Annotated in this window: 18 protein-coding genes, 1 tRNA gene and 1 other annotated feature; of the genes, 18 read left to right on the top strand and 1 reads right to left on the bottom strand. The window is 42.3% G+C overall.

Features of this window, described 5'->3' with window-relative positions; all coding sequences use genetic code 11:
- Positions 1-107 precede the first annotated feature (107 nt).
- From ACIROD_RS06265 to ACIROD_RS06250, 4 genes are all read left to right on the top strand, one after another.
- Entirely contained in the window at positions 108-719 is a 612-nt protein-coding gene (locus tag ACIROD_RS06265; protein ID WP_101222828.1) for an XTP/dITP diphosphatase, read from the top strand.
- A gap of 2 nt (positions 720-721) precedes the next feature.
- Entirely contained in the window at positions 722-1234 is a 513-nt protein-coding gene (locus ACIROD_RS06260; RefSeq protein WP_260358268.1) for a metallophosphoesterase, read from the top strand.
- Between the two features lie 172 nt (positions 1235-1406).
- Positions 1407-1480 (top strand) — tRNA-Arg (locus tag ACIROD_RS06255).
- 191 nt (positions 1481-1671) lie between these two features.
- Positions 1672-1872: a hypothetical protein gene (locus ACIROD_RS06250; protein ID WP_048688856.1), complete on the top strand. Its 201-nt coding sequence runs from the start codon at positions 1672-1674 to the stop codon at positions 1870-1872.
- A gap of 309 nt (positions 1873-2181) precedes the next feature.
- On the opposite strand, the gene ACIROD_RS06245 is transcribed toward ACIROD_RS06250, so the two are convergent.
- A complete protein-coding gene (locus ACIROD_RS06245) occupies positions 2182-2442 on the bottom strand; it encodes a hypothetical protein (RefSeq protein ID WP_260358266.1) in 261 nt (86 codons plus the stop codon).
- Positions 2443-2724: 282 nt separating this feature from the next.
- Between ACIROD_RS06245 and ACIROD_RS06240 the strand changes: the two genes are divergently transcribed.
- From ACIROD_RS06240 to ACIROD_RS06175, 14 genes are all read left to right on the top strand, one after another.
- Positions 2725-3480, top strand: coding sequence for a DUF2087 domain-containing protein (locus ACIROD_RS06240; RefSeq protein WP_402938800.1), 756 nt, complete (start codon positions 2725-2727; stop codon positions 3478-3480).
- 18 nt (positions 3481-3498) lie between these two features.
- On the top strand, positions 3499-3861 hold the full coding sequence (locus ACIROD_RS06235; protein WP_402938798.1) for a GIY-YIG nuclease family protein: 363 nt from the start codon (positions 3499-3501) through the stop codon (positions 3859-3861).
- Between the two features lie 173 nt (positions 3862-4034).
- On the top strand, positions 4035-4208 hold the full coding sequence (locus tag ACIROD_RS06230; protein WP_170971560.1) for a hypothetical protein: 174 nt from the start codon (positions 4035-4037) through the stop codon (positions 4206-4208).
- Between the two features lie 96 nt (positions 4209-4304).
- Complete coding sequence (locus ACIROD_RS06225; protein ID WP_402938795.1) at positions 4305-4523, top strand: YidH family protein; 219 nt, start codon at positions 4305-4307, stop codon at positions 4521-4523.
- A gap of 815 nt (positions 4524-5338) precedes the next feature.
- Positions 5339-5614, top strand: a complete 276-nt coding sequence (locus ACIROD_RS06220) for a GNAT family N-acetyltransferase (RefSeq protein ID WP_101222823.1) — start codon at positions 5339-5341, stop codon at positions 5612-5614.
- 158 nt (positions 5615-5772) lie between these two features.
- Positions 5773-6273, top strand: coding sequence for a M15 family metallopeptidase (locus ACIROD_RS06215; protein WP_101222822.1), 501 nt, complete (start codon positions 5773-5775; stop codon positions 6271-6273).
- 309 nt (positions 6274-6582) lie between these two features.
- Positions 6583-6841: a binding site (T-box leader), on the top strand.
- Positions 6842-6956: 115 nt separating this feature from the next.
- Positions 6957-8672, top strand: coding sequence for an acetolactate synthase large subunit (gene ilvB, locus ACIROD_RS06210; protein ID WP_402938793.1), 1716 nt, complete (start codon positions 6957-6959; stop codon positions 8670-8672).
- A 3-nt stretch (positions 8673-8675) separates the two neighbouring features.
- Positions 8676-9188, top strand: a complete 513-nt coding sequence (gene ilvN, locus ACIROD_RS06205) for an acetolactate synthase small subunit (RefSeq protein ID WP_101222819.1) — start codon at positions 8676-8678, stop codon at positions 9186-9188.
- 66 nt (positions 9189-9254) lie between these two features.
- The gene (gene ilvC, locus ACIROD_RS06200) at positions 9255-10283 is read left to right on the top strand and encodes a ketol-acid reductoisomerase (protein WP_101222818.1); all 1029 of its coding nucleotides are present in this window, start codon (positions 9255-9257) and stop codon (positions 10281-10283) included.
- Positions 10270-11805 carry a 2-isopropylmalate synthase gene (locus ACIROD_RS06195; RefSeq protein ID WP_101222817.1) on the top strand — a complete coding sequence of 512 codons (1536 nt, stop codon included), beginning with the start codon at positions 10270-10272 and terminating at the stop codon, positions 11803-11805. Before ilvC ends, ACIROD_RS06195 begins: the two co-directional genes overlap by 14 nt.
- Before the next feature lie 15 nt (positions 11806-11820).
- The gene (gene leuB, locus ACIROD_RS06190) at positions 11821-12933 is read left to right on the top strand and encodes a 3-isopropylmalate dehydrogenase (protein WP_402938788.1); all 1113 of its coding nucleotides are present in this window, start codon (positions 11821-11823) and stop codon (positions 12931-12933) included.
- A gap of 70 nt (positions 12934-13003) precedes the next feature.
- Entirely contained in the window at positions 13004-14413 is a 1410-nt protein-coding gene (leuC, locus tag ACIROD_RS06185) for a 3-isopropylmalate dehydratase large subunit (protein WP_101222815.1), read from the top strand.
- A gap of 28 nt (positions 14414-14441) precedes the next feature.
- Positions 14442-15041, top strand: coding sequence for a 3-isopropylmalate dehydratase small subunit (leuD, locus tag ACIROD_RS06180; RefSeq protein ID WP_402938785.1), 600 nt, complete (start codon positions 14442-14444; stop codon positions 15039-15041).
- Between the two features lie 173 nt (positions 15042-15214).
- The gene (locus tag ACIROD_RS06175) at positions 15215-16249 is read left to right on the top strand and encodes a tetratricopeptide repeat protein (protein WP_402938782.1); all 1035 of its coding nucleotides are present in this window, start codon (positions 15215-15217) and stop codon (positions 16247-16249) included.
- Positions 16250-16332 lie beyond the last annotated feature (83 nt).

The raw sequence follows: 16332 nt of genomic DNA, 5'->3' as shown, positions 1-16332 counted from the left end.
TTTGGCACTGGAGAATAAGCGGCTTAACATATAATGAGTACAGCAAATTCTTTCTTAGACCGAAAAGAGCTCACATGCCGATAAAATGAAAAAGGGTGAAATGAAAAATGAAGACAGTAATAATTGCAACGAAAAATAAAGGGAAAGCAAAGGAGTTCGAAAGCTTATTCTCTGCTAAAGGATATGAAGTCAAAACACTTCTTGATGTACCGGATGCTCCGGATGTTGAGGAAACAGGGACGACATTTGAAGAAAATGCAATCCTGAAGGCAGAGGCCATTGCCCATCAGCTAGGCCGTTTTGTCATTGCTGATGATTCCGGATTGATTGTAGATGCATTGGAGGGCCGTCCAGGCGTATATTCTGCGCGCTATGCTGGAGAGTCCAAGAGTGATGAAGCGAACACGGAAAAAGTCCTCCGGGAACTGGAAGGCGTGCCAAAAGAGGATAGAACGGCGAGGTTTTATTGCGCATTGGCACTAGCGTCACCCAACCAGGAAACGATTACGGTATCGGGAACGATGGAAGGCTTGATTACAGAACGGCCTTCAGGAGCGAATGGATTTGGTTATGATCCCATCTTTTTTGTTGAGGAACAGGGTAAAACAAACGCAGAATTGACAAAAGAGGAAAAAAACAAAATCAGCCACCGTGCCAATGCATTGAGGGCTCTAGATGAAAAACTTGATCTATTTCTAAAAAGGGAAGAAGGAATGTGACGATGAAAGTGCTAATAATGAGTGACAGTCATGGCTTAACTCATGAAATCAGCATGATTACCGACCGTCATAAACAAGAGGTTGCAGCCATGATCCATTGCGGTGATTCAGAGTTGGAAAGAAATGACCCTCACATGTCGGGGTTCTTAGCCGTACGCGGGAATTGTGACTATGATTCGGCATATCCGAATGACATTGTGGAGAACATCGCAGGCAAGCGTTTCTTCCTTACACATGGACACCTCTATAACATAAATATGACCTTGATGAACCTATCTTATAAAAGTGAAGAGACAGGGGCGGATATTGTTTGCTTTGGTCATTCCCACGCTGCAGGCTCTGAATTGATTGACGGCAAGCTCTTCATCAACCCGGGAAGCATACGTCAGCCGCGTGGACGAAAAGAAAAAACCTATGCCATTTTGGAAATCGGAAATGACCAACTTGAAATCATCTATTATGACCTTGAAGGAAAAATCGTTGAAGAACTAAGAAATGCTTATCAAATGGAATGACTTCATGTATAATGAACAGGAAGCGTTTTTCCCCGCTTCCTGGTTATTAAAAAAAGAAAAAACTTTTTTTGAAAAAGCGTTGACTTTCTTTTGATATCCTACTATAATAAGAAGTGTCCTAAGGGAACAGTTAAGGTAATACATAAGTTTTACCGCAACTTATATCATAAACGTCTCAGTAGCTCAGCTGGATAGAGCAACGCCCTTCTAAGGCGTCGGTCGGGAGTTCGAATCTCTCCTGGGACACTACTAAAAAAAGCCAAAACCTTCAAAGGTTTTGGCTTTTTTACTTTTGGCTTAAGACAACGAGGGTAATTTAAATTTGCTATCCTTTTAACTGTTAAAGTTCGTATGACGACAAGAAGTTTTTTATTTCATATTTATCGCAGGTGGATGACCTTTTATGTCGAACTTGTTATAAATAAGGAGATGTTTAAATGAATAAAGATAGATTATTCAAGTTCATTCAAACTTCCACTCGGGGCAATTTCTTCTCAGTCGAAATAACCGAAGATGGAACAGAAGTGGTCCAATTAGCCAAGGAGTTAGAAAAAGAAGGAAGAATCAAGTTGAGGGAATGCACACGAAAAGAGCAAGGTGTTTATCTGGAAGGGATACTTAAGTTTGTGCCTAGCTAATACTTAAAGAGCTCAACGAAGGACTTATATTAGGAATTTCATATGTTCCACAAACTCAGGCATCCATGATTGGATGCCTGAGTTTGTATCTGAATTTTAAAGCAAAGTTGATTGGAGCCGGTGTGCGAGACTCCTGCGGGGAAAGCGCGTCCAAGGGAGACTCCGCAGGCGCAAAGGGCGCCGAGGAGGCTCCCGGACCGCGGAAAGCGAGTGCCTCGAGTGGAAATCAACGTTCGGATAACAAAAACCAATTATTATCGAGTTTGTCTACAAATTCAGGCATCCATAATCGGATGCCTTTTTTCTATATCAAATTCTATTTAATGTTTGGAGATTTTTTTTAATGATTTCACGGTTTTTGATTATTGCCGTATTCAATTCTTCGACGGGGGAACTTTTATCATCTCCTAAACTAAGCTGCATCCCACTTGATTGGTTTTGTATAAGTAATTCAATCGTATCGCGTAATTCTGGCAGTGATACCTTGAATTGTTCAGATAAATGTTGTATTGCCTTGTGTAAATCGGTGTTATGGATTGATGGAACAATTGCATTGTTTTCATCTTTCAATATATATCCTCCTCTAAAGCTTATTCACGCTTATATAGCATATTATTGGGGAAATTAAGCTTATTATTCAATGTGCTATACGGCATTAGTGTCATGGGGATCGTTTCGTTTAATGGATGGTGTATCGCCTGTCAGCTGTATTGTATGTTATGAAGCCCTCTGGCCATCAAGTTCATCTTTGGATAATTTGCTGGAGTTAAATTAGAAAAAACATTGACATAATTCAAACGAATTAATATTATGTTTATTATATTATAAACTTTATAGGGAAGTGTTTGTTTTATGAAGAACGCTGAAATGTTTTGGAGCGCATCTCAGGATGAGCTTAAACAAGGGTATATAGAAGGTGAGAACCAATATGTTTGTTTGCTGTGCGGAAATGCAGTTGAAAAGGGGGTGGTATACCCGAAAGATGGGGTTCTTTATGAAGCAAAGAGGTATATGCGGATTCATATTGAACATGCACACAACTCCGTTTTTGAATACTTGATCGATCTCGATAAAAAACTTACAGGTCTCACGGACCATCAAAACCGCCTTCTTCGCCTATTTTACCAAGGGAAGAATGATGCTGAGGTTCAGGAGGAAATGGGGATAGGCAGTCCGTCCACCATTCGGAACCATCGTTTTGTGTTGAAAGAAAAAGAGCGTCAGGCTAAGTTGTTTTTAGCCCTGATGGAACTTTTGAAAGATAAAGATGAACATGCGCCGGCATTTATCCCGCTTCATCAAAAAGCGACGATGGTTGATGATCGTTATAACGTTACCGAGGATGAAAAGGTGACTGTACTGAAAAAGTACTTCCCTAAAGGCAGTCAGGATGCATTAAAGTCTTTCCCGCCAAAGGAAAAACAAAGGCTGATCATTCTTCAAGAAATTATGAACCGATTTGAAAATGAGCGGAAATACGAAGAAAAAGAAATCAATCAAATTTTGGGTGCCGTTTATCATGATCACGTTCTTTTGAGAAGGTATTTAATAGAATATGGATTTTTGGATAGAAAGCCTGATGGGAGCCAATATTGGCTGAAGAAATGATGACTGGAGGCAAGAAAGATGGATCGTAAAAAAGAATTGAAGCAATTACATAAAGAAACGAAAGTTGAAGCAGGTGTATACCAAATCAGAAATACGGTAAATAATAAAGTTTTTATCGGAAGCACGAGGAATTTAAAGACGTTGAAGGGGAAACAATTTGAATTGGAAGTCGGAACAAACACCAATAAAGTGCTGCAAGGTGAGTGGAACCAATATGGGAAAGATGCTTTTTCTTTTGAGGTGCTGGAAGTATTGAAGCCGAAAGAAACAGGATTTTTTGATGTTAAACGGGAATTGAAAAAACTTGAAGAAATGTGGATGGAAAAAATACAGCCATACGAAGAACGGGGATACAATAGAATGAAATCCACTGACTTGTAAGTGGCCTTTAAAACAGGGAGTCATTTGTGGCTCTTTTTTTGTGGGAAAAAAATCAGAGGATCTCACTTGTTGTAAGTTTTTAAATGGTTTAAGCTAATAATGAGGGTCCTGTTTATGAAATAGGGGGAAACCAGTGGAGACCTTCACTAAATAATTTATTTTAGGAGTTGCGAATGAAAAAAATAGGATGGACCATAACGGGGATAGGAGCAATCATAGCGCTGGGGGCCTTACTTTATCCTTTGAATGTTATTGATAAAACTCTATGTATATATTTATTGCTCGGCGGTGCAGGGCTTATGTTTGTCGGGTCTATGTTCAGGGCCTTTTCACTCCTGAAAAGATGACTGATTTTATTAAGGTGATGACATGGAGAAAAACCAATTGAAATATGTCCAGCAGCAGCTGGCTAATGAACGTACCTTTTAGCCTGGGTAAGAACGGTGATTGCGATAGTGGGGGTTGGTTTTCTTGCGACTAGCATACATTTTACGTTTGGTGTGCATCGGGATCCCCGGATTGACCTGATTAGTATCGTGCTGGGGATGTTTACATGTGCATTGGGCCTTGTGATTACAGTGCTGGCGAAGTTCGGTTATCTTCAGAAGAAGCGGCAAATCTATGAAGGGACATTCCGGCCCTCGAGTTCGACGTTATTCTAATCGCTGTTTTTATGTTCATATTGTTATCGATGATCATTTTATATTTTGTTTTCATAAAAGTGTAAAACTGTCCTAACATTTAAAGGGCAGTTTTTTTCAATTTCTACTATTATATACTTATTCTTACATCATTACGGGAAGATTTCTTCCATTGATTAAATGCAATCAAAAAACGAAAGCTTGAAAAACACTGTATTTCAGGTTATGAAGAATTATTCAGACTGTAGAAAATTCGAAGAAAACCTGTTGCCTGCAGTAATTTTATGGTGTTTACAATTTGGACGTTGATTTCCGATCCAGGCACTCGCTTTCCGCGGGCGGCCCGGGAGCCTCCTCGGCTGATCTCCTCTAGACGCGCTTTTCCCGCAGGAGTCTCGCACCTTCCTCTACAATCAACTTCGTAATAAAATTCAGATGGAAATCATACTTAAGGTTTGAAGGTATGGCTACTTTGTGTCCGTTGATTCGGGAGCATCATTTGATGAAAGATAAATTTTCTGAACCCTATTGTCGACAAACTGGAATAATTAAAACCTTTTTATTACATTAAATACAGTGTTGTGCACGTAGCCATGGTGAAATTTGAAGTACCGGAAGGGCATATAAGCGGTAAGGAAAAATCGGTCAAGTTTTGCCTTTCTTGAAAAAATATATATTAGCCACCATCAGTTTGTGAATAAACTTCACATGGGCAATGCTATCATTAAAACTTTTGAAAGTACTTTACTTTATTCAATTTCAATCGCATTTTAAATATTTGTTTAATTTCCATTTTGTGAGATATGATAAAGAGGAACTAAAAGGAGGTCATTAACATGGTTGATATTAGAAAAGGTGAAAGTTCTTTTTTTGTCGAAGAATCTGGTGAGAAATTAGCGGAAATCACATTCTTTAAATCAGGTGATGATGAAATCACGGTCGATCATACCGTTGTTTCTGACAAGCTGCGCGGACAAAAGGTAGGAAATGCCCTTGTTGAAAAGGTAATAGGATTCGCAAGGGAGGAAAAACTGAAAATTGTTCCGGTATGTTCGTTCGTTCAAAAACAATTTGAAAAAAATGAAGAATACGAGGATGTATTGGCTAAATGAACTAGAGGGCTGGACCAGGGGATGATTAATATCACCTGTGTTCAGCCCATTGTCATTTTTTTAGATAATCTTCACTCCATCAATTCCCCAAGAAAAAAATATAAAAATGCCTTTCCGCCTACAGTGTTGTTCGCATTTAATATAGGGGAGGTGCTAGGATGGCCATCAAATTACAAACCCTATTGAATCGCGCAAAGGAAAATATGGGAGGCGGTATGGACCCGGTCGTGAACGAGACGATACTCGAAGTAGTTAAATTAGCTTATGAAGCGGGGATATTTGTTCAAATAACAGCTGGTTATCGAAGTTTCCCAGAACAAAATGAATTGTATGAACGGGGCAGAACGAATAAATCAATGCCTATCGTGACTTATGCCAGAGCTGGCCAGTCCTTGCATAACTATGGACTTGCTGTAGATTTTGTCATTGTTAGTGATGACGGCAAGCGGACATTGTGGACAGAGGGCGAAAAGTGGACAAGGGTAGCGGCCATAGCAAAATCCCTGGGATTTGTTTGGGGAGGGGATTTTGAATTGTTCCGTGATTTTCCTCATCTTGGAATGTCAGGCGGTTTATCCACTAGAGATCTTCAAAAGGGATTGAGACCGAATCTTATATCAAGAGTGGCGTCAGCGAACAGTGAAAGGGAAAATGGATGATCCGCTGTTTGAGAACACTAATACTAGTGACTGGCATCATGTGCGTAGTGCGAGGATATTTCAGTGGAGAAGTTTTGTTATCACTTTAATAATTTTAATGGGATATCTGACGTTTTTAAAAATTAAATATTGAAAAAACTTTTTTTATAGAATGTGGCCATGATAGGTATGTAAGCGGATACAACAAATCTTTCAATTTAGAATTATCAAAAAATTTCAAAAAACCTGTTGACTACTACCTGAAATACACGTAAGATAATCACAAATACAAGACATCAAACATAAGCGTTTCAAAAAATATGAATAATGCGAAAAGCATTGAAGAGGATAAGTAGTCTTTTAAAAAGGCAGTCACAGAGAGCCGGGTAGCTGAGAGCCGGTATTGTCCCGAAAGATGAACTCACCTTGGAGTTTCAGCTTGAACGTCAGACTAGTAGGGCTGAACGGGTGCGTACCAGTACCCGTTACCAAAACAGAGAATAGTGTAGGCTATTCAAAGTGCGCATGGAGTTTCATGCGAAAAAGGGTGGTACCGTGGAGTGGCTCATCAAGCCTTTTCACCCCTTTAACTTGCCGAGTGCAAGTACATTTGGGGTGAAAAGGCTTTTTTGTATGCATAAAAAGCTGAAAATTCTGAATGTTAAGAAATATTCAATAGAAAAGCGAAGGAGGTTTTTTACGAAATGACACAAAAGTCAGTTGTTGCTGATCGGAAAAGTGGAAAGAAACATTATACTGGTGCTGAATTTCTGCTGAATGCATTGAAAAAGGAAAATGTTGAAGTCATCTTTGGTTATCCGGGAGGTTCTGTATTGCCGATTTATGACAAGCTTTACAGTTCAGAACTTTTTCATATTTTGACAAGGCACGAACAAGGTGCGATTCATGCAGCGGAAGGATACGCCAGGATTACCGGCAAGCCGGGAGTGGTCATAGTTACATCCGGTCCAGGGGCAACGAACATTGTCACCGGTTTGGCCGATGCAATGATTGATTCTTTACCGCTTGTGGTAATTTCGGGTCAGGTAGCTACCAGTGTAATTGGCTCGGATGCTTTCCAGGAGGCTGATGTACTGGGGATTACTACCCCGATCACAAAACATAACTATCAGGTAAGGAGGCCGGAAGACCTTCCGCGCATTATAAAAGAAGCTTTTTATATCGCTTCAAGCGGACGGCCCGGTCCAGTATTAATCGATATACCTAAGGACATGGCCATTATAGAAGGTGTATCGACTGAAGAGGAGCCAGAGATGAATCTCCCGGGCTATCAGCCGACGACCAAGCCGAATTACTTACAGATCAGAAAGCTTGTTGAAGCCGTAAGCGGGGCGAAAAGACCGGTCATTCTTGCAGGGGCAGGTGTCCTGCATGCAAAGGCCTCCCATCTATTAAAGGAATATGTCGAGCAGCAAGGCATTCCCGTCGTCCACACTTTATTGGGTCTTGGGGGCTTTCCGGCGGAACATCCTCTCTTTATCGGTATGGGTGGTATGCATGGCTGCTATGCAGCAAACATGGCGTTAGCGAAATGTGATCTATTAATCAATATCGGCGCCAGGTTCGATGATCGATTGACTGGGAACCTAGCGAAATTCGCACAGCATGCAACGGTGGCCCATATCGATATTGATCCAGCGGAAATCGGTAAAAATGTGCCGACAAAAATTCCGGTCGTCGGAAGTGCCAAGGAAGCACTGGCAGAGTTGATTGCGCAAAATGGCAAGAAACCGGAAATTGATGAATGGACAACACAGCTTACTGCATGGAATGAAGAGTTCCCATTGCGTTATACCCATGAAGAAGGCGTATTGAAACCTCAGCGGGTCATCCAGATGCTTCACGAAAAAACGAATGGGGAAGCCATCGTTACGACGGATGTTGGACAGCATCAAATGTGGGCAGCGCAATACTATCCATTTAACAAACCGAATTCATGGGTCACTTCCGGTGGATTGGGGACGATGGGCTTTGGCTTACCATCGGCTCTCGGAGCGCAACTGGCGAATCCGAAAGCGACGGTGCTTTCCATATCTGGGGATGGTGGATTCCAGATGTGCCTGCAGGAACTTTCAGTCATTGCCGAAATGAATCTGCCAATCAAAATCATCATCGTCAACAACGGGGCACTAGGTATGGTAAGACAGTGGCAGGAACTATTTCATGAAAAACGTTTCTCGCACAGTATTTTTCAATCGCATCCGGACTTCGTGAAATTGGCTGATGCTTATGGAATTCCGGGGTACAAAGTGACGACGGAGGAAGAAGCAAGCAACTGCCTGGATGTAGCGTTAAAGACTGATGGTCCAGTGTTGATTGATTTCCGGGTAAAACAAAATGAAAATGTCTTTCCGATGGTAGCACAAGGAAAAGGGCTTGATGAAATGGAAGGAGTTTAATCAATGAAGGGAATTCTTAGCCTCACAGTGAACAACAGGCCAGGCGTCCTGAATCGGATTACGAACCTGTTCACGAAAAGAAATTATAACATTGAAGGCATGACTGTCGGACCTTCCGAACAGGATGGCATTTCAAGGATGACCTTCGTGGTCGATGTTGATGACGAAGCTGTCATTGAACAGATCACCAAGCAATTGAATAAGCAGATCGATGTTTTGAAAGTATATGATATTACGAATCAATCGATTGTGGCGAGGGAACTTGCACTCATTAAAATATTGGTGACTACACAAACCCGAGCCGAGATTTATTCAGTCATCGAACCCTTCCGAGCTTCAGTTATTGATGTCAGTAAAGATAGCCTGACAGTTCAAATCACAGGGGAATCGGATAAAATCGAAGCCTTCATTGAACTGATCAAGCCATATGGCATCAAGGAATTGGCAAGGACAGGGACAGCCGCCATCCCGCGTGGAATGCAAATTGCACACGCTAAGAGTGCGACAATCGTATAAAAATAAAAATAAAAACCAAAACAAACCAAAACAAAAAACAATGATGAAAAGGGAGATGTAATTATTATGGCAAAAGTATATTATAACGCAGAAGCAAACGAGAATTTCTTCAACAATAAAAAGGTAGCGGTAATCGGATATGGTTCACAAGGACACGCACATGCACAAAACCTACGTGACAGCGGTGTAGATGTAATCATCGGAATCAGGAAAGGTAAATCCTTCGATAAAGCGGTGGAAGACGGCTTCAATGTTTACACGGTGAAAGAGGCAGCTGAACAGGCAGACGTGATCATGAACCTATTACCGGATGAAACTCAGCCGAAAGTATACCAAGAAGAAATCAAGCCGGTATTGCGCGCAGGTCAAGCGTTAATGTTCGCACACGGATTCAACGTCCATTTCAATCAAATCGTTCCTCCGGCAGACGTAGATGTATTATTAGTCGCTCCAAAAGGTCCGGGACATCTTGTTCGCCGTACATATGAACAAGGCGCAGGGGTGCCGGCATTATTCGCCATCTATCAGAATGTTACGGGTGAAGCAAAAGATTTGGCCCTTGCGTACGCTCGGGGAATCGGCTCTTTAAGAGCTGGCGGTTTGGAAACTACATTCCAAGAAGAAACGGAAACGGATCTATTTGGAGAACAGGCCGTACTTTGCGGCGGATTGACTGCCCTTGTGAAAGCTGGATTCGAAACATTGACAGAAGCTGGATACCAACCGGAAGTAGCATATTTCGAGTGTTTGCATGAACTTAAATTAATCATCGACCTTATGTATGAAGGCGGTATGGAAAACATGCGCTATTCCATTTCTGACACAGCTCAATGGGGAGATTTCGTTTCTGGACCACGCGTTGTGACGGAAACTACGAAAGAGGCAATGAAAGCGATCTTGAAAGACATCCAAGACGGTGAGTTCGCTAAAGGATGGATCTTGGAAAACCAAGCGAATCGTCCAGTCTTCAATGCTATCAATAATCGTGAAAACCAACATCAAATCGAAGTGGTTGGCCGTGAATTAAGAAAAATGATGCCATTCGTAAAACCTCAACAAAAAGAGAAAGAAGTGGTAGCCGTTGCGAAAAATTAATATATTTGAAACTACACTTCGAGATGGGGAGCAATCAGCCGGTGTAAATTTGAATTTTACCGAAAAACTTGAAATTGCTTATCAGCTTGAAAGATTGGGTGTTGATATTATCGAAGCCGGTTTTCCGGCAGCATCCAAAGGGGATTTCAACTCCGTACAGGAAATCGCGCGCAAAATCAAAAACAGCTCTGTCACAGGGCTGGCGCGCGCTGTAAAAGGCGATATCGATGCAGCTTGGGATTCATTAAGGGGCGGGGAAGAACCAAGGTTGCATACTTTCATCGCCACTTCGCCCATTCATCGTGAATATAAGTTGAAAATGACGAAGCAGCAAGTGATTGAAAAGGCAGTTGATATGGTCAAGTACGGGGCAGCGCGTTTTCCGATCGTACAATGGTCTGCAGAAGATGCAAGCCGTACAGAACTTGACTATTTGGCTGAAATCGTTGAAGCGGTCATTCAGGCTGGTGCCAAGGTCATTAACATCCCGGATACTGTTGGATATGCAGCTCCAATCGAGTACGGAAACATTTTCAGATACCTTCGTGAACATGTTCCTTCTATTGATAAAGTTAGTTTATCCGCACACTGCCATGACGATCTTGGAATGGCGACGGCCAATTCATTGGCTGCCATCGAAGGCGGAGCTACGCAAGTCGAAGGCACAATCAACGGAATTGGGGAACGTGCCGGAAACGTGGCCCTTGAAGAAGTGGCCATGGCACTCTACATCCGTAAAGATTTCTATCAAGCGGAAACGGGTCTTGTATTGAATGAAATAAAAAGGACCAGTGATTTGGTCAGCCGCCTTACGGGAATGCAAGTACCTGCTAATAAAGCCATTATTGGTGCCAATGCATACGCACATGAATCTGGCATTCACCAGGATGGCGTGTTAAAAGAAAAAACGACATACGAAATCATTTCACCAGAACTTGTCGGGGTTTCGTCCAATTCGTTAGTTTTAGGAAAGCATTCAGGACGCCATGCTTTCAAAGAAAGATTACAAGAGTTGAATTTTACGGTAACGGATGAGGAAATGAACTCATTATTCATTCAGTTCAAGGAATTGGCCGATAATAAAAAGAACATGACGGATGAAGATATCGTTGCGCTAGTGCTTGAAGAGAAAGCGACGGATATCAGTTTTTATGACATGATTTCCTTGCAGATTTCCCATGGTACCCATCAGACGGCGACAGCAACGGTCACGCTGAAAAAAGGCGATAATGAAGAGATTCAGGAAGCGGCTACAGGTGCAGGAAGTGTAGAAGCCTTATATAACACGCTTGAAAGATGTTTGGGCAGCGAGATCAGCTTGCTGGACTATCGAATTCAATCGGTGGGCGGCGGAATGGATGCCCTTGCTCAGGTTTTTGTAAAAATTGATTATAACGGTGTGGAAACAAGCGGCAGGGGTCTTGATCAGGACGTCTTGGAAGCATCCGCCAAAGCGTATTTGAACGCTGTGAACCGTGTGATCATCATGAAGGAACTGGAAGAAAAAGCAGTATTACAATAGGAAGGGGAGATTTCGATGAAAAGGAATATTGCGGTGCTTCAAGGAGATGGCATCGGGAAAGAAGTAACAAGAGGCGCTGTAGAAATCCTCGAAGCCGTTGCCCAAAGATATGGACACGATTTTGAATTTCAATATGGTGAGATTGGCGGCGGGGCCATCGATAACACAGGTGCACCCCTGCCGGATGAAACAGTGGAGATTTGTAAAAACAGCGATGCGGTATTATTAGGGGCCGTTGGAGGACCTAAGTGGGATGACCAGCCTGCGCACCTAAGACCAGAACGAGGTTTGTTGAAAATCCGCAAAGATTTGAATCTTTATGCTAACATCCGTCCAATCAGCTATTATTCCAGCTTGTCGGAATCTTCTCCTCTTAAAAAGGAATTCATTGAAGATGTGGATTTCGTGATTGTCAGGGAACTGACAGGCGGCCTTTATTTCGGAAAGCCAAGTGAGCGCGTGGAAAAAGAAGGGCAAGAGGCGGTCGTCGATACACTTTTCTATCAGAAAAGCGAAATGAAGCGCATCATTGAACTTGCTTTTGCATTAGCATCGGATCGCAAGAAAAAAGTAACATCCGTGGATAAAGCGAATGTTCTTGAATCAAGCAGGATGTGGCGTGAGACGGCTGAAGAAATTGCCAAGGACTATCCGGATGTAATCCTTGAACATATGCTTGTTGATAATGCGGCCATGCAATTGATCAAAAACCCGAAACAATTTGATATTATCGTGACGGAGAATATGTTCGGTGATATTTTAAGCGATGAAGCGTCGGTATTGACTGGCTCGCTTGGAATGCTTCCTTCCGCCTCCATATCAACAAATGGGCCTAATCTATATGAACCGATTCATGGCTCCGCCCCGGATATCGCAGGCAAAAACCTGGCTAATCCGATTGGGACGATTTTATCAGCGGCTTCCATGCTTCGTCTATCCTTTGGTTTGGAAGATGAGGCGAAAGCCGTTGAGCAAGCTGTGGAAACGGTCCTTGAATATGGCTTAAGAACAGGCGACATCGCAAATGGCCAACCAAATATTACATCCACTTCAGAGATGATCGCAGAAATAAAAGCAAATCTTTTAGACCAGGAAGCCATTTCCAATATCATGGGAGCTTACGCATAAACTTCTTTCACGGCCTAACAATAGGCCGTGTTTTTTAAAAAAACACAAGATTGATCGAGGTGGGATAGTGATGGGAAAGTCGATAATAGAGAAAATATGGGATCGCCATATTGTAAATGAAGAGGAGAATAAACCGGATTTAATTTATATAGACCTTCAATATATTCATGAAGTGACCTCTCCGCAAGCATTTGAAGGATTGAGATTAAAAGGACGCACAGTCAGAAGACCAGACCGTACTTTCGCGACAATGGATCATAATGTGCCAACCGTTAACCGCTATTTCATCGAGGATGATATTGCAAGGAAACAACTAGAGGCGCTTGAGCAAAACTGTAAGGAGTTCGGCATCCGCCTTGCTGATTTAGACAGCCCGGATCAAGGTATCGTTCACGTTATCGGGCCGGAATTAGGGCTTACACAGCCAGGAATGACGATTGTCTGCGGAGACAGTCATACTTCCACACATGGTGCGTTTGGCTCGATTGCGTTTGGAATCGGTACGAGTGAGGTCGAGCATGTTTTGGCTACACAAACCCTATGGCAAACTAAACCGAAAACATTAAAGCTTGAGGTTAATGGCAAGCTTGGTCATGGTGTGATGGCGAAAGATGTCATTTTATATGTGATTTCTAAATTCGGCGTCAATTTCGGTACTGGACATATCATTGAGTATTGTGGGGAAGTTTTCCGGGATATGTCGATGGAAGAGAGAATGACGGTTTGCAATATGTCGATCGAAGGCGGGGCAAGAGCGGGGCTGGTAGCTCCCGATGAAACCACTTTCTCTTATTTGAAAGGTCGTAAATATTTGCCGAAAGGAGAAGAGTTCGAGCGATGTGTTCAGGACTGGAAGTCACTTTCCAGTGATGAGGATGCAGTTTATGACCAAGAAATCATTCTTGATGGCAGTTTGATTCCACCGATGGTGAGCTGGGGGACGAATCCTGGAATGGCTAGTGGCGTGGACGGTAAAGTGCCTACCTTCGCGGAAGATATCATGGATCCCAAGGAACTGAATCGAGCCATTGAGTATATGGGTCTTAAGGAAGGTATGCCGATCACGGAAATTCCCGTACAACATGTTTTCATAGGATCGTGTACCAATTCGCGCATTGAGGACTTACGGCAAGCTGCAGAAATGATCGAAGGCCAAACTGTTCAAAAAGGAGTTCGGGCGATGGTCGTTCCCGGTTCACAAAGCGTCAAAAGGCAAGCGGAAGATGAAGGGTTGGATGAAATCTTCAAATCTGCGGGCTTCGAATGGCGTGAATCGGGCTGCAGCATGTGCCTGAGCATGAATCCTGACGTGGTTCCGTCCGGTGAGCATTGTGCCTCCACAAGTAATCGGAACTTCGAAGGCAGGCAAGGCGCTGGAGCAAGAACGCACCTGGTTAGTCCGGCTATGGCTGCCGCGGCCGCCATTCATGGGAAATTTGTCGATATTAGGAATTTGAAAAGAACTGAACAAGTCCATTAAGAATACGAATTAACCGGAGGTGCATAGAATGGAACCCATTACTATATATAAAGGAAGAGCGGCGGCACTTGACCGTAAAAACGTGGATACGGACCAAATCATTCCAAAGCAATTTTTAAAACGGATTGAGCGAAGCGGATTTGGCGAATTTTTATTCTATAACTGGCGTTTTGATGAAAATGGACAGAAGCGTCCTGATTTTGAATTGAATCAGCCTCATAATCAAAACACGTCCATTTTAATAGCAGGAGAAAATTTTGGCTGCGGTTCTTCGCGTGAGCATGCCCCTTGGTCATTGAAAGATTATGGATTCGATATCATCATCGCTCCGTCTTATGCTGATATCTTTAAAAGTAATTGCATGAAGAATGGCATGGTCCCCATCGCTTTAACCCAGGCTGAAGTAAACTATTTAATGGAGAGAGTGTCGGCACCTGACTATGAGTTGACGATCGACCTCCCCAATCAGACATTGAATGATGGTCAAGGGTTTGAAGCAAGCTTTGAAATTCATCCATATTGGAAGGAAATGCTCATCAAAGGCTGGGATGAAATTTCGATAACGCTTCAATATGATAAAGAGATTTCTGCCTATGAATCTCAAAAAAAGGCTGTTTCGAGCATTTAATATTAATAGAAGAAGGTCATATCCCGTTCTCCTTTCTAGATTTAGAAAGGATGCGGGATTTTTTTATCTGGGAAAGAGAGAAAGGTGTTCATCCGCCCCATATAAATTTTGTGTTTCCTACTATTACATGCTAAACTGTTTCTCAAAAAGCGAACGGTGAGGCGGAAAATAGGATGGATAATGAGAATAACCAAAAGAAGGCCGAAGAAACCAAGATTATCGCCTTTCCAAATCTCGGTGATAGGCTGATAGCAAAGGGACTGGATGAGCTTGGAAACAGAAACTTTAAAGCGGCTGCACAGCTTTTCAGCCAAGCCAGGGAGTATGAGCCCGAGAATGATGAAGTTTGCATGGGACTAGTGGTCTCACTAGTCGAACTTGAGCATTACAAGGAGTCAAAAGAGTTGTGTATAGAGATGCTGAATAAAGGCATCGGTGACTATTTTCAACTGATCAATATTTATTTGATGGTACTGCTGCAATTAGGCGAGCATCAGGAAATGGTCACGACGATCGAACTGCTATTTGAAGAAAGCCAAATTCCTTTTGATAAAGAGGAACATTTCGAAAAGATGCTTCAGTTCAGTAAAAGGGCCCTTGAGGATAAAAAAGAGGAGAAGGAAAGGCAAAATCAGCAGCTTTCAGAGGAATTGCAGGAGGATGAACTTTTTGAAGGGAAAACGGATAATGAAATGCTAATGGTCATTTCAAAACTAACGAATATCAATATTCGACCATTTATCCCTCAAATCGAAAAATTTCTACAAAAAGAAGAGGGACACCCTTTCTTTAAAACGATGCTCCTTAACATTCTTATCGACCAGGAATATAACGAGGAAGTGACGTTGAGGAAATTCAATCAATCGAAGTCGGTTATACCAAGGGAATTGAAAAGTTTGAAGGAGACAGACTTCTATAAGAAGGTAACCGGACTGACCGAAGAGGAAATCAGTCAGGATAATCCGAGCTTATTTGAAATGGTCCATAGTTTGATTGAACGTCATTCTTTTTTATTGTTCCCTTTTGAACCCGGACCTGAAAGCTTTCCTGCATGGGCAGCTGCCTATCATGCCTTGGCGGAAGAATACATGACCGGGGAAGTTTTCGGTAGGGACTTAGCGGACCTGTACCAGGCTGATGAGGAAAGCATTGCGGATATTCTTTCCTATATAAAAGAAATTGAAGAAATTTCTTATCCCATTATTTAAGCTATTGCTGTTGTAACAGATTAATCCTGTGGTATAATGTAGTGGTTGTAATGTATATTCGTCTAATTTTGACGATTTCCCCA

Origin of the sequence: Peribacillus sp. NPDC101481 (assembly GCF_044767165.1) — a bacterium.
Taxonomy (GTDB): domain Bacteria; phylum Bacillota; class Bacilli; order Bacillales; family DSM-1321; genus Peribacillus.
The sequence above is the reverse complement of the archived record's forward strand: the minus strand, read 5'-3'. Positions and strand labels throughout refer to the sequence as shown.